18 protein-coding genes are annotated in these 20,666 nt (G+C 74.4%); 9 read left to right on the top strand and 9 right to left on the bottom strand.

Translation table 11 applies throughout. The features are described 5' to 3' along the window. Window positions 1–27: 27 nt before the first annotated feature. On the bottom strand, window positions 28–1,038 hold the full coding sequence (locus AB0L89_RS25210; protein WP_365144901.1) for a thiamine pyrophosphate-dependent dehydrogenase E1 component subunit alpha: 1,011 nt from the start codon (window positions 1,036–1,038) through the stop codon (window positions 28–30). 453 nt (window positions 1,039–1,491) lie between these two features. On the opposite strand from AB0L89_RS25210, the gene AB0L89_RS25205 reads away from it, so the two are divergent. Then, a complete protein-coding gene (locus tag AB0L89_RS25205; protein ID WP_365145212.1) occupies window positions 1,492–3,360 on the top strand; it encodes an ABC transporter ATP-binding protein in 1,869 nt (622 codons plus the stop codon). A 22-nt stretch (window positions 3,361–3,382) separates the two neighbouring features. On the opposite strand, the gene AB0L89_RS25200 is transcribed toward AB0L89_RS25205, so the two are convergent. The 3 genes from AB0L89_RS25200 to AB0L89_RS25190 form a co-directional block, all read right to left on the bottom strand. Then, window positions 3,383–3,577: a hypothetical protein gene (locus tag AB0L89_RS25200; protein ID WP_365144898.1), complete on the bottom strand. Its 195-nt coding sequence runs from the start codon at window positions 3,575–3,577 to the stop codon at window positions 3,383–3,385. Between the two features lie 176 nt (window positions 3,578–3,753). Continuing rightward, window positions 3,754–4,437 (bottom strand): DUF899 domain-containing protein, encoded by a 684-nt coding sequence (locus AB0L89_RS25195; protein WP_365144895.1) that lies wholly within the window; start codon window positions 4,435–4,437, stop codon window positions 3,754–3,756. 108 nt (window positions 4,438–4,545) lie between these two features. Continuing rightward, complete coding sequence (locus tag AB0L89_RS25190; RefSeq protein WP_365144892.1) at window positions 4,546–5,946, bottom strand: amidohydrolase; 1,401 nt, start codon at window positions 5,944–5,946, stop codon at window positions 4,546–4,548. Window positions 5,947–6,068: 122 nt separating this feature from the next. On the opposite strand from AB0L89_RS25190, the gene AB0L89_RS25185 reads away from it, so the two are divergent. Next, window positions 6,069–7,025: an endonuclease/exonuclease/phosphatase family protein gene (locus tag AB0L89_RS25185; RefSeq protein ID WP_365144889.1), complete on the top strand. Its 957-nt coding sequence runs from the start codon at window positions 6,069–6,071 to the stop codon at window positions 7,023–7,025. 31 nt (window positions 7,026–7,056) lie between these two features. On the opposite strand, the gene AB0L89_RS25180 is transcribed toward AB0L89_RS25185, so the two are convergent. Then, window positions 7,057–8,154, bottom strand: a complete 1,098-nt coding sequence (locus tag AB0L89_RS25180) for a phosphatidylinositol-specific phospholipase C domain-containing protein (RefSeq protein WP_365144886.1) — start codon at window positions 8,152–8,154, stop codon at window positions 7,057–7,059. 425 nt (window positions 8,155–8,579) lie between these two features. Here AB0L89_RS25180 and AB0L89_RS25175 point away from each other — a divergent pair, with 425 nt between their 5' ends. From AB0L89_RS25175 to AB0L89_RS25165, 3 genes are all read left to right on the top strand, one after another. Next, window positions 8,580–9,038 carry a 2'-5' RNA ligase family protein gene (locus tag AB0L89_RS25175; RefSeq protein ID WP_365144883.1) on the top strand — a complete coding sequence of 153 codons (459 nt, stop codon included), beginning with the start codon at window positions 8,580–8,582 and terminating at the stop codon, window positions 9,036–9,038. A gap of 161 nt (window positions 9,039–9,199) precedes the next feature. Beyond that, window positions 9,200–9,718, top strand: coding sequence for a DUF3574 domain-containing protein (locus tag AB0L89_RS25170; protein ID WP_365144880.1), 519 nt, complete (start codon window positions 9,200–9,202; stop codon window positions 9,716–9,718). Window positions 9,719–9,824: 106 nt separating this feature from the next. After that, entirely contained in the window at window positions 9,825–10,436 is a 612-nt protein-coding gene (locus AB0L89_RS25165) for a DUF4291 domain-containing protein (protein WP_365144877.1), read from the top strand. Between the two features lie 6 nt (window positions 10,437–10,442). Here the strand turns inward: AB0L89_RS25165 and AB0L89_RS25160 are convergent, their stop codons facing one another. The 3 genes from AB0L89_RS25160 to AB0L89_RS25150 all read right to left on the bottom strand — a co-directional run bounded on the left by AB0L89_RS25160 (window position 10,443) and on the right by AB0L89_RS25150 (window position 14,931). Further along, window positions 10,443–11,918 carry an SWIM zinc finger family protein gene (locus AB0L89_RS25160; protein WP_365144874.1) on the bottom strand — a complete coding sequence of 492 codons (1,476 nt, stop codon included), beginning with the start codon at window positions 11,916–11,918 and terminating at the stop codon, window positions 10,443–10,445. Beyond that, window positions 11,915–14,626, bottom strand: a complete 2,712-nt coding sequence (locus tag AB0L89_RS25155; protein WP_365144871.1) for a DEAD/DEAH box helicase — start codon at window positions 14,624–14,626, stop codon at window positions 11,915–11,917. Before AB0L89_RS25155 ends, AB0L89_RS25160 begins: the two co-directional genes overlap by 4 nt. 77 nt (window positions 14,627–14,703) lie before the next feature. Then, window positions 14,704–14,931, bottom strand: a complete 228-nt coding sequence (locus tag AB0L89_RS25150; protein ID WP_365144868.1) for a hypothetical protein — start codon at window positions 14,929–14,931, stop codon at window positions 14,704–14,706. Window positions 14,932–15,392: 461 nt separating this feature from the next. Here AB0L89_RS25150 and AB0L89_RS25145 point away from each other — a divergent pair, with 461 nt between their 5' ends. The 4 genes from AB0L89_RS25145 (at window position 15,393) to AB0L89_RS25130 (ending at window position 19,364) form a co-directional block, all read left to right on the top strand. Beyond that, window positions 15,393–16,376: a metallophosphoesterase gene (locus AB0L89_RS25145; protein WP_365144865.1), complete on the top strand. Its 984-nt coding sequence runs from the start codon at window positions 15,393–15,395 to the stop codon at window positions 16,374–16,376. Window positions 16,377–16,395: 19 nt separating this feature from the next. Beyond that, window positions 16,396–17,694: an MFS transporter gene (locus AB0L89_RS25140; RefSeq protein ID WP_365144862.1), complete on the top strand. Its 1,299-nt coding sequence runs from the start codon at window positions 16,396–16,398 to the stop codon at window positions 17,692–17,694. Then, window positions 17,691–18,815 (top strand): hypothetical protein, encoded by a 1,125-nt coding sequence (locus tag AB0L89_RS25135; RefSeq protein WP_365144859.1) that lies wholly within the window; start codon window positions 17,691–17,693, stop codon window positions 18,813–18,815. Before AB0L89_RS25140 ends, AB0L89_RS25135 begins: the two co-directional genes overlap by 4 nt. A gap of 87 nt (window positions 18,816–18,902) precedes the next feature. Continuing rightward, window positions 18,903–19,364 carry a RidA family protein gene (locus AB0L89_RS25130; RefSeq protein WP_365144856.1) on the top strand — a complete coding sequence of 154 codons (462 nt, stop codon included), beginning with the start codon at window positions 18,903–18,905 and terminating at the stop codon, window positions 19,362–19,364. Here AB0L89_RS25130 and AB0L89_RS25125 read toward each other — a convergent pair. After that, window positions 19,277–20,647 (bottom strand): AMP-binding protein, encoded by a 1,371-nt coding sequence (locus AB0L89_RS25125; protein ID WP_365144853.1) that lies wholly within the window; start codon window positions 20,645–20,647, stop codon window positions 19,277–19,279. The two genes, AB0L89_RS25130 and AB0L89_RS25125, sit on opposite strands and share 88 nt — an antisense overlap. Between the last annotated feature and the right edge of the window lie 19 nt (window positions 20,648–20,666).

Genomic DNA, 20,666 nt, shown 5'->3' with positions numbered 1-20,666 from the left:
CCGGCTCCGACTCCCTTCGGATGAGGGTCAGTTGTACGAGATGTAGACGTCCGTCTCCAGATCGGCGCGGGTCGGCAGCGGTGCCGCCTTGGCCTCCGCGACCGCCGCGTCGATCAGCGCGGCGACCTCGGCGTCGACGGCGTCCAGCTGCCGGTCCGTGAGCTGCCCGGCGCCGGTCACGGCCGCCCGGAAGCGGAGCAGGCAGTCGAGCTCGGCGCGCGCGTGCGCCACCTCGCCCGCCCGGTAGGTCTGCTGGTCGCCCTCGAAGTGGCCGTAGTAGCGGGTGAGCCGGACCTCGATGAGGGTGGGGCCGCCGCCGCTCCTGGCCCGCGCGACCGCCTCGCCCGCCGCCGCGTGCACCGCGAAGAAGTCGAAGCCGTCGACGGTGACGCCGGGCATGCCGAAGGCCGCCGCGCGCGCCGCGATGGAGCCGCCGCCCACCGACCACTCGGCCGAAGTGGCCTCCGCGTACCCGTTGTTCTCGGCCACGAATACGGCGGGCAGCCGCCAGACCGAGGCGAGGTTGAGGGATTCGAGGGTGGTGCCCTGGTTGCTGCCGCCGTCGCCGAAGAAGGCCACTCCGACGCCGCCGTCCCCGCGCACCTTCGCGGCGAGCGCGGCACCGCAGACCAGCGGCGGACCGCCGCCGACGATGCCGTTGGCGCCGAGCATGCCCTTGGCGAGGTCGGCGATGTGCATCGAGCCGCCCTTGCCGTGGCAGGAGCCGGTCGTACGGCCGTAGATCTCGGCCATCATCGCCTTCACGTCGACGTTCTTGGCGATGCAGTGCCCGTGGCCCCGGTGGGTGGAGGCGATGACGTCGCGCTCGTCGTCGAGGTGCGCGCAGACCCCGGCCGCGGAGGCCTCCTCGCCCGCGTACAGATGGACGAAGCCCGGGATGTCGCCGGTGGCGAACTCCTCGTGGAGCCGCTCCTCGAAGTCACGGATGGTACGCATCGTGCGGTAGGCCGCCAGCAGCGCGGGTCCGTCCGGACCGTGCGCAGGGGGGACCTCGGATGTCCGGAGAGTGTCGGTCATGGAATAACTCCTTTGCCTGTACGGGTACGGAGTTGGGTCCATGGGGTATGGCACCCCGGGCCCACCGGGCGGGCAAGAGTTGCCCGGGGTTGCATGCCGCCCCTGCCGCCCCCGAGCCGCCACGGCCGCCCCTGAGCTCCGGCGAGCGCGCCCCGGGCGTGCTCCGGGTACGCCCTGGCGGACAGCGCACGCGCCCTGCCCGCACCCCGCGGCCGCCGCGATAGTGGCCGCTGCCCCCGCACCGAGACGGAGACCGGTTTGGACCAAGCGAAGAACACGAATGAAGAAGCAACGGACGAGACGACCGGCGCATCGACCGACGGGACGACCGGCGCATCGACCGACGGAACCACCGGCGGAACCGCCGACACAACAACCGCCGCAACCACCACAACCACCCACGGGACGACCGAATCGGCCCGCCCGTCCGCCACTTCGGAGTCCGAGGCGCTCCTGTTCGGCGGCCCCCTGCGCTACGACACCGGCTGGTCCCAGCACGAGGACGCCTTCCTCCAGCTGGGCTTCCGCGCCATGCTGAGGCGGCTGCCCGCCCTGCTCGGCGCGAGCTTCCGGCTCGCCTGGCAGGCCGACCGGCAGGCCGCCCGCATCGTGCTCGGCGCGGAGCTGGCCCGCGGTCTCGCCCAGGCGATCAGCCTGTTCGCGGTGAACAGCGTGCTCGCGCGCCTGATGACGAGCGCGCCGATCGAGGAGCGGCTGCGCGGCGCGGCGCCCGCCCTCATCACGATGGTCTGCGTGCTGTTCGCCGCCGCCCTGCTGCGCGCCGCCTCCACCTACGCGACCGGCCGCCTGGAGCCGAAGGTCGAACGGGTCGCCACCGAGCAGTACTTGGAGCGGGCGGCGAGCGTGGAGCTGGCGGCGCTCGAGGACGACGCGTTCCACAAGCTGCTCGACACCGCGCAGTACGGTGCCGGCTCCGCCCGCCGCATGATCGCCACCGCGACGCGCGTGGTGAACGCGCTGATCTCGCTGATCGCCGCGGCGGGCGTCCTGACGGTCCTGCACCCGGTGCTGTTACCGCTCCTGGTGACCATGACGCTGCCGAGCGCGTGGAGCGCCCTGACCATCGCCCGGCGCCGCTACCGCTCCTTCCACGCCTGGGTGCAGCACGCTCGCGCGGGCCAGCTGATCAGCGGGCTGCTCACGGAGACGGCCGCGGCGCCCGAGATCCGCGTGCACGGCGTGGGGCCGTTCCTCCTGCGGCACTTCCGGTCCATGTCGGAGGCGGCCGAGGAGGAGCAGGCGCGCCTCGCGCGGCTCGCCGCCCGCACCGGCCTGATAGCCGCGGCCTGGACGGGCCTGGCGACGGCGGCGACGTACGCGACGCTCGGCGGGCTGCTGCTCGGCGGGGCGATGGCGCTGTCCGTGGCGGGCACCGCGGTCATCGCGATCCGCACGGGCGCGGCGAGCCTGGACACCCTCGTCCTGCAGATCAACTCGCTGCACGAGGACGCCCTGTTCGTGGGCGACCTGGACCGGCTCTTCGTGGAGGCGGAGCACCGCGCGATCCCGGTGGGCGGCGCGGAACTGCCCGCCGAGCCCCGCGAGATCCGGTTCGAGAACGTATCCTTCCGCTATCCGGGGTCCACGGGCCGCCAGGCGCTGAGCGACGTCTCCCTCTCGCTGCCCACCGGCAAGATCGTCGCCCTGGTCGGCGAGAACGGCTCCGGCAAGACGACCCTGGTCAAGCTGCTCGCCGGGCTGTACGCGCCGGACCGCGGCCGGATCCTGTGGGACGCCGTGGACGCCGCGGGCGCGGACCGCGCGCGGCTCGCGGAGCGGATCGCGATGGTGGCGCAGGACTTCAAGCGGTGGCCGTTCACGGCGCGCGTGAACATAGCGATCGGGCGGGCCTGCGCGCCCCGCACCGACGAGCGGCTGCGCGCGTCGGTGGCGGAGGCCGGGGCCGAGGACGTCGTGGCCGATCTGCCGCGCGGCCTGGACACCCTGCTCGCCAAGGCGTTCACCGGCGGGCACGAGCTGTCCGGCGGCCAGTGGCAGCGGCTCGGCATCGCGCGGGCCGCGTACCGCGGGGCGGACATCCTGATCGTCGACGAGCCGACCGCCGCGCTCGACGCCCGTGCCGAGCTGGAGGTCTTCGAGAAGATCAGGGCCCTGGCGGGCACCGGCCAGACGGTCGTCCTCATCACGCACCGCCTGGCGTCCGTGCGCCACGCCGACCTGGTCCACGTCCTGGAGGCGGGCCGTCTCGTGGAGTCCGGCACCCCCGATGAGCTGCTCGCCACGGGGGGCGTCTACGCCGAGTTGTACGGGCTGCAGGCGGACCAGTTCCTGGCGCGCTGACCCCCGGCCCGTCGGGCGGTCCTCACGCGGCCGCGGCCAGTTCCTCGGTCTCCGCCCGCTCGCGCACGACCACCAGGAAGGCGTCCGAGGCGAGGTCCATCACGACCTCGGCGGGGCGGCCCTCCTGGCGGCGGGCGCGCGCGTACTCCTCAGCGGGCCACGATCCGCGCGGTCCGCCCGCGGGAAAGCGCTCCAACACCACTCGTCCGTTCCTCATGATCCTGTCCCCCGTGCGGTTCGGTGCGTGCTCGGTTCCGCCGAATGTGTCGGCTCTACCGATGAGAACGTCCGCGAGGCCCCCAAGGACTCGCAACGTGACCGAACCGACACGGAGTTGAGCCAATGTCCAGGGTTCTCCCCGGGCTCCGCACCGTCCTGGCGCGTCGTTCGCGCTCAGTCCTCGTACTCGTCGTGGTACCGCACCCGCGCACTGCCCGCGGGCGCCCCGAGCGCCGACGCCCGGCCCTTGGGCTCCTCCCACTCCTCCTGCCTGCCGAGCGCGGTGAGGTCGAGGAGGCTGGTGGTGGAGCCGAGGCCGTCCAGGCCACGGGCGAACGTCGCGTACGTGTGGAAGACGCGGTCGCCGTCCCGCAGGAAGCAGTTGATGCCGGGCACGTCGTGGGGCTCCTCGGGGAAGGACGCGAGGAAGTCGTGGTTGAAGTCGCCGTCGTTCGTCGAGTACCAGGGCACGGTCCAGCCCATGCGGGACTTGAAGGCCAGCAGCTTGGTGTACGGCGCGCGCGAGACCGCGACGAAGTTCGTGCCGCGGGCCCGCAGGTGCGCCAAGTGCCCGATCTGGTCGAGGAACCCGGAGCAGCTGCGGCAGCCCGCGTCCCACTCGGGGGCGAACATGAAGTGATAGACGACGAGTTGGTCCCTGCCGTCGAAGAGGTCGAGCAGGGTGGCCTTTCCGTCGGCGCCGTCGAAGTAGTACTCCTTGTCGACCTCGACCATCGGCAGCCCGCGCCGCTCCGCGTTGAGCGCGTCGCGGGCCCGGGTGGCCGCCTTCTCCTTGGCCAGCAGCTCCTCACGCGCGACCAGCCACTCCTCGCGCGTGACGATGTCCGGAAGTCCCATGGCGTGTCTCCTCCACCCTTCGGGCACGTACGTCTACGGAGGGTGGACCCGCGGGGTTCACGCAACTCATCGCTCCCGGCGAAGAATTCTCGAAGAATCTTCGCGCCCTCACGCGTCGTACTCCTGGATCCGCCCGCCGTGGCCGCGGTCGACGAGCGCGGGCAGCAGGTCCGCCAACTCCCCCGCGATGTCCGGCACATCGAGGGTCAGCAGCTCACGGTCGCGCATCAGGACACGGCCGGCGACAACCGTGGTGCGTACGTCGGCGGAACGGGCGCTGTGCACGAGCGTGGCGGCGAGGTCGTGCACGGGCCGGGTGTGCGGCCCGGTCAGGTCCACGAGGACGAGGTCCGCCTGCCGCCCCGGGGCGAGGCTCCCGATCGTGTCGCCGAGGCCGACGGCCCGCGCGCTCTGCAGCGTGGCGTGGTCCAGGGCCTGGCGGGCGGTGAGCCACGTGGGGTCGCGCTCCACGTACTTCTGGACGAGCGCGGTGAGCGTCATGGACTCCCACACGTCGAGGGTGTTGTTGGACGCGGCGCCGTCCGTGGCCAGGCCGACCGGGACGCCCGCCTCGCGCAGGGCCCGCACGGGCGTGGTGTCCCAGCCGAACTTGAGGTAGCCGCGCGGCGCGGTGGCGACGGCGACGCGGCCGCCCGCGCGGCGCAGGACGGGCAGGTCGCGGTCGGCGTCGAGGCCGGTGGTGTGGGCGAGGAGGAGGTCCACGTCGAGGAGTCCGGCGCGCTCCAGGACCTCGATGGGGGTGCGGCCGTGGCGGGCCAGGCTGTTGTCGGTCTGCTCGCGGTTCTCGGCGGCGTGGATGTGCACCAACAGGCCGTTCTCGGCCGCCAGTCGTGCGGTCGCGGCGAGGTCGGCGTCGTCGACGGTGTAGGGGGCGTGCGGGGCGAGGCAGGTGGTGATGCGCCCGTCGGCCGCGCCCCGCCGCCGGAGCGCGAAGTCGAGGGAGGCCGCCCGGCCCTCGGGGCCCTGCGAGCTGAAGTAGGCCTGGCCGAGGACGGCGCGCAGGCCGCTCTCCTCGGTGGCGGCGGCCACCTCGTCCATCGCGAAGTAGTGGTCCGCGAAGGTGGTGACCCCGCCGCGGATCAGCTCGGCGCAGGCCAGCCGCGCGCCGAGCCCGACGACGCGCTCGGTGAGGTTCGACTCGACGGGCCAGATCCAGTCGTTGAACCACGCGTGGGCCGGCAGGTCCTCGGCGAGGCCGCGCAGGGCGACCATCGGGGTGTGCGTATGGCAGTTGACGAGCCCGGGGAGGGCGACGGTGCCGCGGCCGTCGAGGTGCTCGGCGGCCGCCGGGACGCCGGCCGGGTCGCCGCCCGCCGTGACGGAGGCGATGACTCCGTCACGTACGACGATCGTGGCGTCGTCGAGGAAGACGATCTGCCCCCGCGCGTCATGGGTCAGGGCCGTGCAGCCCGTGACGACGAGGCAGGCGGGGGCGTCGGGGGCGGGGGTGCCGGGTCCGGCGGGGCCCGGTGAGGGAGGCGGCGTCATCTCTTCAAAGTAGTGCGCCTGCGCATCCCGAAGCCCTGTCGCGGACGCGGTTTCACGGGCACGCTGACCTCACCCGCCGATCGGGCCGAGGGGGCACCCGAGGAACGGCAAGGGAGCCGGCCATGATCATCGGAACCTGGAACCTGGAGAACCTCTACCGTCCCGGCGGGCGGTACGGCCCCAAGGACAAGGCCGCGTACGAGGCGAAGCTGGCCTCGCTCGCGAGGACGCTCACCGCGCTGCGGCCGAACGTCCTCGCCGTGCAGGAGGTCGGCGACCCGGCGGCGCTGGAGGACCTGGCGGGCCTGCTGGAGGGCACGTGGCACGTGACGCTCTCGGAACACGCGGACGACCGCGGCATCCGGGTGGGATTCCTCAGCAGCCTCCCGGTCTCCGTCGTCGCCGACGAGGCCGCCTTCCCGGAGCCGATGGGCCCGGTGCAGGTCGACGACACGGGCCGCACGACGGCGCGGGCCGGGCGCGGGGTCCTCGCCGTGACGGTGTCGACGCGGGCCTACTTCTTCGACGCGGTGGTCTGCCATCTGAAGTCCAAGCTGCTCTCGTACCCCGGCGGCCGTTTCCAGCCGCGCGACGAGGGCGAGCGGGCGCGGTACGGCGCGTACGCCCTGTACCGCCGCGCGGCCGAGGCGACCGTGGTGCGCGCGCTCGCCGACCGGCTGCTGCGCGGCGACGGCCGCGAGCACGACGTCGCCGTGCTCGGGGACCTCAACGACGAGGCCGGCGCCGCCACGACACAGCTCCTGCTCGGCCCGCCGGGCTCCGAGATCGGCACGCCCGGCTACCACCAGCCGGACCGGGGAGACGCGGCACGGCTGTGGAACGTGGCCCCGCTGATCCCGGCCGAGCAGCGCTTCTCCCGCATCTTCGCGGGCCGCCGCGAGCTGATCGACCACGTCCTGGTGAGCCGGGGCCTGCTGGACCATGTGCGGTCCGCGGGCACGGGCGCCCCCGGCGCGGGCGCGGGCGCGCTGCCGTCGGTGCCCGACGGGGATCCCGCGGTGCGCAGGGACGCGCCGGGCTCGGACCACGCGCCGGTGTGGGTACGGATCCAGCCCTGACGGGCCGCCGCCGTCGGCCGCGCGCGGTCCCTCAGCCGCGCGGGAGCACGCTCGACAGGACACCCGGCAGCGGATACCAGTCGGCCGACACGATGCTGGCGTGCTTCCCGGCGAGCAGGGCGACCCGCTCCTTGGCCTGTGCCTCGGTGGGGCGCGTGCCGTCGATGGCGGGCGCGACGTTGTGGGCGTCGGTCATGACGACGAGATAGCGCCGGTCGGCATACCACTTGGTGTCGATGCTGCCGCCCGCGTACTCGGAGGCGTCCCCGTCGAACAGCACGAACCACGGACGGATCGAGGTGTCCGTGTACCGCTGCCGCGGGTCGCCGGCCGCCGCGCCGAGCACGGCGGGGAAGGCGGCGGCCTCGCCGAGGCGGCCCGCGGCGGCGCGGTCGCGCAGATGCGTGGCGTACTCGCGGTCGGTCCACAGGGTGTCGGCGGGGTTGCCCTGCTCGACGGTGCCGGGGATCAGCTCGAAGACGAACTTCCCCGCGAGGTCGGCGCGCCGGGGCCAGCCCTTGGCGCGCACGGCGTCGTCGAGGGTGGCGTGTCCGGCGGCGAGCTCGCCGGGGCGGTAGACGGCGTCGCCGAGTACGCCGGTGAGCAGCGCGTCGAGCTCGGCGGGGCCGCGCCCGTTCTTGGCCTGGAATCCGTCCTTCAGCTCGACCTTGACGAGCACGGGAGGGTGCCCGGGGTGGGCGTCGTGCCAGCTGCGCATGTCCTTCAGGCAGCCGTCGAGGCGCTGGTTGCGCGCCTTGGTGCGCAGCTCGGCCGGGCTCTGGGCGTTCTCGCAGTTGTTGTCGTTGCCGAGGGGATTGCTGTGGGAGACGCGCCAGCCGCTGCCGAAGACGTTGGTCCACACGTCGAGTTCGAGCATCCCAGCGCCGGAGTCGAGGGCGTCGGCGAAGTACGGGTACTTCGCCTTCTCGTAGGCGTTGTGGACGCCGACGCCGGTCGTGGCGGAGTAGGCGGAGCCCGGCGCGGGATCGGCGGCGGCGGTCGTGGGTCCGGCGGTCGCGTACGACGCCCCGCCCACGACGCCCCAGCACGCGACGGCCCCCACCACGAGCCCGACCCATCCCCTGCGTACCGTCACGCCCACCGCCCCCTCGCACACCACTCCGGTCATCAAGTCAGGTGCAAGGTACGGGAGTTCGGTGACGGGTGGGAAGACGGCGTCTTACGGGGAGGGAGAGACGGGGCGGGCCCGCGATGCGTTCGCGGGCGTGCGTGACACGATGGCGGGTCGTGGGCGGTGGGAGAACAGGGGCGTCGGGGGCAGTGGGGACGGGCACGCGGGCGGAGCGGGGGGCGTGGGCGCCGGGGGCGCCGAAGGCGTCGGAGCCGGCGGCGGCAGGCGCTGCCGGAAGCGCCGGGGCCGCCTCCGGGACCGGCGGGACCGCCTCACGGACTGCCACCCGGGCTGCCACCGAGACCGCGACCGCCCCAGAGACCGCTGCCACCGAAGCCGCAACCGCAGCTGCGGACGGCGGCTGGCCGGACATCGCCGGGGACACGGCCCTGACGATCCACGTCCCCGAGGCGGACCCGCTGATGCAGGTGGACGTCCCCGCCCACGTCACGGTCCTCTACCCGTTCCTCAACACGTCCCGCTTCTCCCCCGCCACCCACGCCGAACTCACGGACCTCTTCGCCGCCCACGCCCCCTTCACGCTCTCCTTCACCGAGTTCCGCCGCTACCCCGGCGTCCTCTACCTGCCGCCGGACCCCGACGCCCCCGTCCGCGCCCTGACCAAGTGCCTCACGGAGCGCTGGCCCGAGGCGGTTCCCTACCGCGGCATCTTCACCCCGCCCCTGGACCCCCATCTGACCCTCGCGAACCACGAGGGCCCGGACACGTACGAAGCGGCCTACGACGCCCTGGAGTCGAGGCTGGCCCCGCACCTGCCGCTGGTCAGCCGGGTCGGCACGGTGCGCCTGATCGTGACGGACGGTCCGGGCACGGGCTGGCGGAACCTGCGGACGTACCGCCTGGGTTCCGTCAGGCCGTAGCCCTCCGCAGCCCTTCTCTGTGACGGGCATGCCACACGGGCGTGAAACCGGCAGGCAGGAATCAGGCCATATCCCCAGAAGGTGGGCGGCGAGGCCCCGCGTGTCCGCTACGGTGTGCCGCCGACTCCTGCCCCGCCCCAGAAAGGGACCCCCGGATTCCCATGGCCCTCACCCTGCCCCGTTTCTCCGCCACCCGGATCGCCGTGACCGCCGCCGTCACCGCCGTGCTGGCCGTCGGCGCGCCCGCCGCGTACGCCTCGCTGGACGACGAAGGCCACAGGCCCGGCACCGCGACCACCGCGACCACCGCCACCGCCGAACGCGCCGCCACGACGTCGGTCGCCCGGGGCAAGCCCTTCACCGAGACCCGGCTCTTCTTCGGCACGGAGCGGCCCGACGGCGGACCCGCCGTGACCGACAAGCAGTTCATGGACTTCATCGACAAGGAGGTCACGCCGGGCTTCCCCGACGGGCTCACCATCCAGGACGGGCGCGGGCAGTGGCGCGACTCCCACGGCAGGATCGAGCGCGAGCGCTCGTACGAGCTGATCCTGCTGTACCCGACGACGGAGGCGCGCAAGCGGGACGTCCTGATCGAGGAGATCCGCAGCGACTACGAGAAGGCGTTCGCGCAGGACTCGGTGGCGCGGCTCGACGAGCGGACGCGCGTCGACTTCTGAGCCCGACGCCACGGCCTCGCCGGCGACGACGTCCCCGCCCCGTCGTCTCCGGCCGGGCCGACAATTCAGTGGCGCGACCCCCACCGCCCCGGCACGCTGATCTCCCATGAACCACGAGATCCGCGCCGTGCACACCGACTCCACGATCACCGTCTACCAGGCGTACGCCCCGCGGCTCGGCGTCCCCGCCGCCCGCGAGGGCCGCTTCCCCGCGGCCTGGAAGCGGGACCGCATGACGTGGATCAAGCCGTCGTTCCTGTGGATGATGTACCGCTGCGGCTGGGCCACCAAGGAGGACCAGCAGACGGTCCTGGCGGTCGAGATCACCCGCGAGGGCTTCGACTGGGCCCTGCGCAACTCCTGCCTCTCCCACTACGTCCACGGCCTCCACCCGGACCAGGCCGCGTGGAAGCGCGACCTGCGCCGCGCCCCGGCCCGCGTCCAGTGGGACCCCGAACGCGACCTCCACCTGAACCCCCTCCCCCACCGCTCCCTCCAGCTGGGCCTGTCGGGCGAGGCGTCCCGCCGCTACGCGGACGAGTGGACGGTCTCCATCACGGACGTCACGGACCTGGCCCACGAGATCCACGCCCTCGTCCGCACCGACGACCTCGCGGCGGCGGGGGCGTTGCTGCCCGCCGAACGCCCCTACCCGGCCTCCGACGACCTCCTGGCCCACCTGCGTCGCCCCGCCACCACCACCGTCGTCGTCGGCTGACGCGGCCTACTCATCCCCGATCACCCCCGCCAACGCCCCCACCGGATCCCCGTCCGCCTCCCCCTCCGGCCACCAGTCGTCCGCGCCGGGCTCGCTCAGGTACGGGTACCAGCGGGCGTCGTGGCCGAAGCGGAGTTGGAGGGTGCCGTCGGCGTTCGTGAGGTGGTTGCGGTGGATCGTCATGCGGGGGAGGTCGGCCGCGGTCAGGGCGCCGCGGGCCCGGTCGAAGGGGCCCGCCGGGGGGTCCCAGGGGGATTCGAGGACCGCCAGGCCCTCCTCGCCGCCCTGGCGCCAGGCCGCCGACGCCCGGGAGAGGTCCGCCGGGGTGCTCCCCACCGACCTGGCCAGCTCCGCGAACTGGCGGCTGAACGTGCGGCGGCCGGTGAGGCCGGGGTGCGAGGCCGCGAGGCGGACCGCGTCGTGCCAGGCGGACGCGGCCGTGAAGGGGTCGGCCCCCGTCGTGAGGAACGCGTGGGCGCGCGCCGCCGCGTCCGTCACCAGGAACTCCAGGGCCGTCGGGTCCGGCGCGCCCGGCAGGGACGGCAGCACCGGGGCGTCGCCCGGGTGCGCGGGCGGCGGCAGCGGGGGCGGCAGCGGCGAACGGTGGTCCGTGGCCAGGGCCTCGCGGGCCAGGACGCCCGGGAGGGACGCGAGCGGCGGCGCGGGGGGCTCCGGGGGGCCGTCGGCGGATGGCTCCGCGGGCCCGGTGCCCTGCGGGGGCGCCGGGGCCTTCGAAGGCTCCAGCGGCTCCGCCGCAGGGGGCTCCGAGGACGGCCCGGGCGAAGCCGACGGCGCGCGGCGCCTCGCCTCCGCGCCCCGTTCCTCCTCCACCGCCTTGCGCGCGTTCCTGTGGGACAGCTCGTCCAGGAGGTCCTGCTCCTCGCCGCCGCGCAGCAGCAGGAGCACGAAGGGGTCGGCGTCCAGGAGTCGGGCGGTCTGGTAGGCGAGGGCCGCCGCGTGCTTGCAGGGGTGGCCCCGGTCCGGGCAGGTGCAGGAAGGGGCCAGCTCGCGGCCGCCCGGCAGGAGGGGGACGTCCGCCCGGGTCGCCGCGTCGGCCAGCGCGTGCGGCATGTCCTTGTCGAGCAGCGCCGCGATGTGCGCGGGCTCGGCGGCCACGGCGTCCAGGAAGCGGTCCCAGTGCTCGGGGAGCATCGTCCGCAGGCGGATCTCCGCGCGGTAGGGCCGGGGGCGGCTGCCGTGGACGTACGCGACGATGCGGCCCGGCGCGACGGTGATGGTGTCGACCGCGCCCTCGCGCGCGTAGCCCCGGCCGCGCGTCAGGCGGCCCTGGTCCAGGGCGCTGTCCTCCAGCGCGGCGATCCAGGCGTTGCCCCACCACGACGTGGCGAAGGGGGCCTTGGGGTCGCGGTGCGCGGGCAGCGCGGGGAAGACGCGTCCGCTGCCCATGCGGCTCGTCTCGCTCATCCCGCTGGCCCAGCCGAGCCCGCGCCGGGCGCCGCCGGTCCCGCTCCCCGCCCTCATGCCGTCCTCCTCAGAGCCACCAGGTCGGAGAGCTCCGCGTCCGACAGCTCCGTGAGCGCCGACTCGCCGCCGTCGCCGAGGACCGCGTCCGCCAACGCCTGCTTGGCCGCGAGGAGTTCGGCGATGCGGTCCTCGACCGTGCCCTCGGTGATCAGGCGGTGGACCTGGACGGGCTGGGTCTGGCCGATGCGGTACGCGCGGTCGGTGGCCTGCTCCTCGACCGCGGGGTTCCACCAGCGGTCGTAGTGGACGACGTGGCCCGCCCGGGTCAGGTTCAGGCCCGTGCCCGCCGCCTTCAGCGACAGCAGGAAGACCGGGACGTCGCCCGACTGGAAGCGGTCCACCATCTCCTCGCGCCGCGCCACCGGCGTGCCGCCGTGCAGGAGCTGGGAGCGGATGCCCCGGGACGACAGGTGCGCCTCCAGGAGGCGGGCCATCTCCACGTACTGCGTGAAGACGAGGACGGCGCCCGCGCTCTCCGACTCCGCGAGGATCGTGTCGAGGAGCTCGTCCAGGAGCTCCAGCTTGCCCGAGCGCGAGCGGCCCGTCCGGGTCATGAGCGCGCCGTCCTTCAGGTACTGCGCCGGGTGGTTGCAGATCTGCTTCAGGGCCATCAGGAGCTTCATCACGAGGCCCCGGCGTGCCATGCCGTCCGACGCCTCGATGCGGGCCAGCGTCTCGCGCACCACCGCCTCGTACAGCGAGGTCTGTTCGCGGGTGAGGGCGACGGGGTGGTCGGTCTCCGTCTTCGGCGGCAGCTCGGGGGCGATACCGGGGTCGGACTTCTTGCGGCGCAGGATGAAGGGGCGCACGAGACGGGCCAGGCGCTCCATCGCCTCGTCGTTCTCCGCCGTCTCGCCGCCCTCGACCAGGCGGGCGTGGCGGGCGCGGAACGCCTTGAGGGGGCCGAGCAGCCCCGGCGTCGTCCAGTCGAGCAGGGCCCACAGCTCGGAGAGGTTGTTCTCCACGGGGGTGCCGGTGAGCGCGACCCGGGCCTGCGAGGGGATCGTGCGCAGCGCCTTCGCCGTCGCCGCGTGCGGGTTCTTCACGTGCTGCGCCTCGTCCGCGACGACCAGGCCCCAGCGTTGGCCGGCCAGTTCGGGAGCGCTGGTGCGCATCGTGCCGTACGTCGTGAGGACGAAGCCGCCCGCGGTGTCCAGGCCCGCGAGGGTGCGGCCCGTGCCGTGGAAGCGGCGCACGGGGACGCCGGGGGCGAACCGCTCGATCTCCCGCTGCCAGTTGCCGAGCAGCGAGGCGGGGCAGACCACCAGCGTCGGCGGCGCGCCGCCGGACCGCGCCCGGTGGAGGTGGAGGGCGATCAGCGTGACGGTCTTGCCGAGGCCCATGTCGTCGGCGAGGCAGCCGCCGAGGCCGAGCGAGGTCATGCGGTCGAGCCAGGCCAGGCCCCGGAGTTGGTAGTCGCGCAGGGTGGCGTGCAGGCCGGGCGGCGGGGCGGGCACGTCCGGGGCGCCGGTGACGCGCTCGCGCAGCCGGGCCAGCGCGCCGAGCGGCACGGCGGGCACCCGCTCGCCGTCCACCTCCGCGGTGCCGGTGAGCGCGACCGACAGGGCGTCGACGGGGTCGAGGAGGCCGAGGTCGCGCTTGCGGGCCTTGCGGACCAGCTCGGGATCGACCAGGACCCACTGGTCGCGCAGGCGGACCACCGGGCGGTGCGCCTCGGCGAGCAGGTCGAGCTCCGCCTCGGTCAGCGGCCCCGAGCCGTCGTCGAACGCCACCTGCCAGCGGAATTCGAGGAGTTCCTCGGTCTTGAAGAAGTCGAAGTTGTCGGCGGCGGTGCCGGGGGCCGGGCGGACGACGGCCGTGGCGGTGAGGCCGCGGGTCAGCTCCTTGGGCCAGTGGACGGCGACCCCGGCGGCGCCGAGCCGGCCGGCCGCCGCGCCCAGGAGGTCGCGCAGCTCGTCCTCGCTCAGCGGCAGGACGTCGGGGCGGGGCCGCTCCAGGAGCCTGCCGAGCGGCGGCCAGACGCGGGCCGCGCGGCGCAGCGCGAGGAGGGTGTCGACACGGGCGCGCGGCCCGAAGTGGTCGGCGCCCGCCCAGAGTCCGGGCACGTCCGTGACGAGGCTCGGGTCGGCGAGGCTGTGCACCTGCACGACGGCGGCGGCCGGGCTGGCGACCGCGGCCCGGGGCACTCCCCCGGCGGCGTCGGCCCCGCCGTCGAGATCCTCGCCGGAGTCGTCCGCGCCGTCGAACACCTCGTGGGCCTTCAGGTGGAGCCGGAGCGAGACCCGCACGCCCGCGTCCACCCCGGCCGCGACCTCCGCCGCCCAGTCCCGCGCGCCCGGCAGCCGCCGCGGCTCGCGCGCGGCGAACGGCTCGCCCACCGCGTACGCGGCGGCCGGGGTGCGCGGCAGGACATCGACCACCGCGTCGACAAAGGCTCTGACCAGGGCGAACGGCTGCGGCACCTGAAGCGGCCCGCGCTCCGCGGAGGGCAGCGGCACGGCGTGCGCCGCGGCGGGCAGCGCGGCGGCGACGGCCCGCAGCTGGGCGACGTCGGCCTCGTCCAGCGGCCCGGCCCGCCACGCGTCCAGGTCGTCGGCGGTCAGTCCGGGCAGCAGCCTGCCGCGCGCCGCCAGGTGCAGCGCGTGCCGGGCGGCGGCGCCCCAGCAGGCGACGGCGGGGTGCGGGCGAGCGGCGCCGAGCAGCAGCGGCAGGGCGTCGGCGACCGGCAGGAAGAGCGCGGGCACGGTGCGGGCACGGGCGCCTTTGCCGTGCTTGCGGGCGACGACGAGATCTCCTCGTACGCCGAGGTCTCCTTGTACGCCTAGATCACCTCGTACGCCGAGGTCTCCTCGTACGCCCAGGTCACCTCGTACGCCCAGATCTCCTCGTACGCCCAGGTCACCTTGTACGCCCAGATCTCCTCGCGCGCCGAGACCACCTCGTACGCCCAGATCATCCCGTACGCCCAGATCGCCCCGTCCGCCTGGATTCCCTTGCGCGTCGGGCCCCTCTCGTACGCCGAGCCCCTGCCGTACACCGAGCCCCTCACGCACACCGCCGGACTCGCCGTCGTCCGATGATCCGGCCCCGACTCCGCCCCCGCCCCCGGCGGGCAGCTCGCCCCCGTCCGGCCGCCAGAAGGCCACGCGCCCCTCGCGCGGCGGCTCCGCCGGGAGGAAGACGGCGGCGCAGGAGCGCACGAGGGCGGCGCCGGCCGGCACCGCCACATCCTCGGCCCCCATCACCACCACCTCACCAACCCCTGTTCACGCAGCCTTCTCCCGCGTCCGCAACCCTAGGCCAGACCACTGACAACGCCGGGCCGCCGCTCCCCCGGCGCCCGCGCGGCCACTCCCCCGCGCCCGCGCAACCGCTCCCCGGCGAGCACCCGATGAACACTGGAAGGAAAGTTTCCTAACAATAATTCATCCCAAGTTATTGACGCGCACATGCCGCATCGCCAGGATTCCCGGGACGGCCAGGCACCCCCACGCCACCGAGGAGACGGACATGCCGCTCACCCCCCGCGCCATGAACTCCCGCACGTCCCGAGCCCGTTCGGGCAAGACCCGCTCCCGCAGGGCCCGCTTCGGCGTGCCCGTCGCCGCGGGCGCCTCGCTCGCCCTCGTCGGCGGCGTACTGCTCTGGTCGCCGGCCGAGGAGGCCGACGCCTCCCCCACCGCCGCGCCCCGGGCCGGATTCACCGCGGTCGCCGCCGGTGACATCGCCGAGCAGTGCACGTCGAGCAGCAGCAGCTGCAAGCACCCCAAGACCGCGGCGCTGGTCAACCAGATCAACCCGTCCTTCGTGATGACCATGGGCGACAACCAGTACGACGACGCCCGCCTGAAGGACTTCAAGAACTACTACGACAAGTCCTGGGGCGCCTTCAAGAGCAAGACCCGGCCCGTCCCGGGCAACCACGAGACGTACGACCCGGCGGGCTCACTCGCGGGCTACAAGTCCTACTTCGGGTCGGTCGCCTACCCCGACGGCAAGAGCTACTACAGCTACGACCAGGGCAACTGGCACTTCATCGCCCTCGACTCCAACAGCTTCGACGACGACGAGCAGATCGACTGGCTCAAGGACGACCTCGCCGCCAACTCCAAGAAGTGCGTGGCCGCGTACTGGCACCACCCGCTCTTCTCCTCCGGCGAGCACGGCAACGACCCGGTGAGCCGCCCGGTCTGGAAGCTGCTCTACGACAACAAGGCCGAGCTGGTCCTCAACGGCCACGACCACCACTACGAGCGGTTCGCCCCGCAGAACCCGGACGGCAAGGCCGACTCCAACGGCATCGTCGAACTGCTCGGCGGCATGGGCGGCGCCAACCCCTACGACATCGAGGAAGTCCAGCCCAACAGCCAGAAGCGGATCACCGACACCTTCGGCGTCGTCAAGCTGAACTTCACGGACACCGGCTTCTCCTGGAACCTCGTCGCCACCGACGGCTCGACGAAGGACACCAGCCCGAACTACACCTGCCGCTGAGCCCGGCGGGAGCCCACCGATGTACCTCGCTTCCACCGGCGCGGTCACCAAGGGCGGCGCGGCGGCCCCGGCCCCGGAGAAGTCCGGGACCGGGCGCGGCCGCGTCGCGGGACCCGTCCTCGCACTCGGCGCGGTCAGCCTGGTCACGGACATCTCCTCCGAGATGGTCACGGCCGTGCTGCCCCTCTACTTCGTCCTCCAACTCGGCCTGTCCCCGCTCCAGTTCGGCTTCCTCGACGGCCTCTACAACGGCGTCACCGCGCTGGTGCGGCTGGCCGGCGGGTACGCCGCCGACCGCGGCGGCCGGCACAAGCTCGTGGCCGGCGGCGGCTACGCCCTCTCGGCGCTCTCCCGGCTCGGGCTGCTGCTCGCGGGCGGCGCCACGGCCGGGATCGGCGCGGCGCTCGCCGCCGACCGCATCGGCAAGGGCGTGCGCACCGCGCCGCGGGACGCGCTCATCTCGCTGAGCAGCCCGCCCGACGCGCTCGGCCGCGCCTTCGGCGTGCACCGGGCGATGGACACCACGGGTGCGCTGCTCGGACCGCTCGCCGCGTTCGCGCTGCTGTGGGCGACCGCGGACGCCTACGACGCCGTGTTCGTCGTCAGCTTCTGCTTCGGGCTGCTCGGGGTGCTGATGCTGGTCGCGTTCGTGCCGGGGCACCAGGCCACGGCCGCCGCGAACCCCACGGCCCCGCGCCCGCGCGCGACGGCCGACCGGGCCCCGACCGGCCGCCGGGACCGCGCGCTCGACCTGCTCCGCATCCCCGCCTTCCGGCGCGTCCTGCTGGCGGCGGCCCTGCTCGGCGCGGCCACCATCGGCGACTCGTTCCTGTATCTCCTGCTCCAGCGGCGGCTCGACTTCGCGGTCTCGTGGTTCCCGCTGCTGCCGCTCGGCTCCGCGGCCGTCTACCTGCTCCTCGCGATCCCGGCGGGCCGGCTCGCCGACCGCACGGGGCGGCGCGTGCCCTTCCTCGCGGGGCACGTGGCGCTGCTCGGCGGCTATCTCCTGCTGCTCTCCCCCACCGACGGCTGGCCGCTGCTCATCGGCGTCCTGCTGCTGCTCGGCGTCTTCTACGCCGCCACCGACGGGGTCCTGATGGCGCTCGCCGCCCCCGTGGTCGCCGAGGCACGGCGGGCGAGCGGCATGGCCGTGCTGCAGACCGGGCAGGCCCTCGCCCGGCTCGTGGCCGCCGCCGGGTTCGGCGCGGCCTGGACGCTGTGGGGCGTCGGCCCCGCGCTGACCTGCGCTGCCGTCGCACTGACCGCGGCGCTCGCGGGGGCGGCGGCGCTGCTCCCCCGTACCGAAAGGCCCTCATGACCAGGCCCGACACCCCCACGACCGACGCGCCCCCGACCGGTGCGCCTGCGGTCGACGCCCCCACGGCCGACATCCCTTCGGCCGATATCCCTTCGACCGACACCGCCCGGCCCGACCCCGCCGCCCCCCGGTCCCTGCGCTCGCGGATCGTGGCCGTCGCCGTGGCCGCCGCCGTCCTCGCGGGCGTCGCCGTCGCCTACACCCTGCACGCGGCCCAGCGCGCCGAATCGGCCGACGCCGCATCGGAGTTCGGCCTCGGCCACGGGCAGCTGTACTTCCGCAGCACGGAGGCGGGCGCGGGACGGGTGGCCCACCTGCCCCTGCCCGGTGCGGGCGCCCGCGCGGCCGCCCGCACCACCGGCGGCCCCACCTGCGAGCGCTTCTACGCCGCCGCGGGCACCGGCCTGTGCCTCCAGCGCCGCGCCGGGATCCCTCCCACGTCGTACGCGGTGGTCCTGGACCGCGACCTGCGCGAGAAGCGCCGCATCGCCCTCACCGGCATCCCCAACCGGGCGCGCGTCTCGGCGTCGGGGCGGATGCTGTCCTGGACGATGTTCGCCACCGGCGACTCCTACGCGGGCTCGTCCTTCTCCACCCGCACCTCGATCCTGGACACCCGCACCGGCTACCTCATCAAGAACATGGAGGAGATCCCCCTGACCCTCGACGGCCGCCGCTACCACGCGCCGGACGTCAACTACTGGGGCGTGACCTTCGCGAAGGACGACAACCTCTTCTACGCGACCGTGTCGACCAAGGGGAAGACGTACCTCGTGCGCGGCGACATGAAGAAGTGGGCGGCGACCGCCCTGCGCACGAACGTCGAATGCCCCTCGCTCTCCCCCGACAACACCCGCATCGCCTTCAAGAAGCGGGTGCGCAAGGGGACTTCGGACCCGTGGCGGCTGTACGTCCTCGATCTGCGCACGATGCGCGAGCACCCGCTCGCCGAGCACCGCAACGTCGACGACCAGGCGGCCTGGCTGGACGACGGCACCCTCGCGTACGCGCTGCCGGGCGAGGAGGGCCGCAAGCAGGACATCTGGTCGACCCCCGCCGACGGCTCCGGAAAGCCCACCCTGCGGGTGCGGGGCGGGAGTTCACCGGCGGCGGTGCGCTGACCGGCGCCCCGCGCGGCACGCCCCGGGCCCGGGGCGGCGTACGAAATCCGGATGCGTACGCCGCCCCGGCTCCCGCAGGATCACCCCATGACCACCACTCCCACCCCGCAGCGCACCGTCGTGCCCACCCTCTTCCCGCCTCCCGGATACGCCCACGCCGTCGTCGTCGAGGCCGGCACCCGCCTCGCCTTCATGGCGGGCTCCGTCCCGCTCGACCCCGGGGGGAACCTCGTCGGCGCGGGCGACATCACCCGCCAGACCGCGCAGGTCATCGCCAATCTCGACGAGGCCCTGCGCGCGGTGGGCAGCGATCTGTCGCAGGTGGTGGCCAGCACGGTGTACGTCGTCGCCGACGAGCCCCCGGCGCTGACCACCGCCTGGGAGGTCGTACGCGCCTCGGGCCTGCACGCGGGCCCGCACACGTCGACGCTCCTCGGCACCACCTGCCTCGGCTACCCCGGTCAGCTCGTGGAGATCACGGCCACGGCCGTCGTCCCGGACCCGCCGGTCACGACGACGCAGCCGTCCGGGGTGCGCAGCGCGACCTGACCGGTGCGCACATAGCCGTCGGCGGTGAAGGCGCGCGCGTCGCGGCCGGGGTCCCGGTAGTAGCCGCGCGGTGTGTACGGGCCGCGGGCGAGGAGTTCGCCGGGCTCCCCGTCGGGCACGTCCCGGCCGTCGGCGCCGACGACGCGTACCTGGTCGTCGGGCGAGAGCGGGCGGCCGTGCGTGGCGAGCGCGGCCGTGTCCGGGTCGGCGGGCCGGGTGAGGAGCTGCGGTCCCTCGGCGGTGACGCACACCGACTGGGGGCGGCAGCCCAGTTCGGCGCCGATGCGTGCGGCGGTCTCCGGGTCCGGGGGCGCGCCGCCGAGCTGCACGAGCCGCAGCCCGCTCACGTCGGCCCCGGACCCGGGCAGCGCGTCGAGCCAGCTCCGGGCGAGGGCGGGCACCAGCGAGGTGACGGTGACCCGCTCCCGCTCGACGGCCGCGAGGCAGGCGTCGGGCTTGTGGCCGTCGGCCAGGACGACGGTGCCGCCGACGGAGAGGGTGCCGACGATGCCGGGGCAGCCGAGGGCGAGCGTGGACTCGGCGGGCAGCGCGGCGAGGTACACGTCGTCCGCGGTGAGCGACACCAGCTCGGCGGCGGCCCGCGCCTGGTACGCGTAGTCGTCGTGGGTGCGCGGCACGAGCCGCGCCTCCTCGCCCTCGGCGCCGCCGGAGAGCAGGAGGAGCGCCACCTCGTCGGCACCCCGCACGAGCGGGCGCTCGGGCGGGGCGTCGACGGAACCGAGCGGGAAGTGGTGGCAGCCCGACGGGTCGATCGTCATGCCGCCGTACGGGGACGAGGTGCCCGGCGCCTCATAGGTGAACACCCGCCGCAGGAAGGGCCCCTGGGCCGCGATCCCGGCGGCCATCGCCGCGTGGTCGAAGCCCCGGTGCGTCGCCGGGCCGACGTATCCGGCGGCCTCGGTGGCCCGCACCAGGCGGGACACCTCGGGCGCGCGGTGCGCGAGCGGGCAGAGCACGGGGACCGCGCCGGCCCGCATCAGCGCGAAGACGGCGACGACGAACTCGGGGACGTTCGGCAGCTGCACGACGACCCGCTGCCCGCGCATGAGGCCCCGCAGCCGGAACCCCGCGGCCATGCGGTCCACGCGCCGGTTGAGGTGCGCGTACGTGAGGCGGGTGCCGCCGTGCACGAGCGCGGTCCGCGGCCCGTGCTCCAGGGCCCAGCCGCGCAGCAGGTTGTCGAGCGTGTGGCCGCGCCAGTGCCCGGCCGCCCAGTAGCGGTCGACGAACTCCTCGGGCCAGGGGGTGCAGCCGTCGAGCATGGGTGTCCTTCGCCTCCTC

The sequence above is a fragment of the Streptomyces sp. NPDC052114 genome, from assembly GCF_040680155.1.
GTDB lineage: Bacteria > Actinomycetota > Actinomycetes > Streptomycetales > Streptomycetaceae > Streptomyces.
The sequence above is the reverse complement of the archived record's forward strand: the minus strand, read 5'-3'. Positions and strand labels throughout refer to the sequence as shown.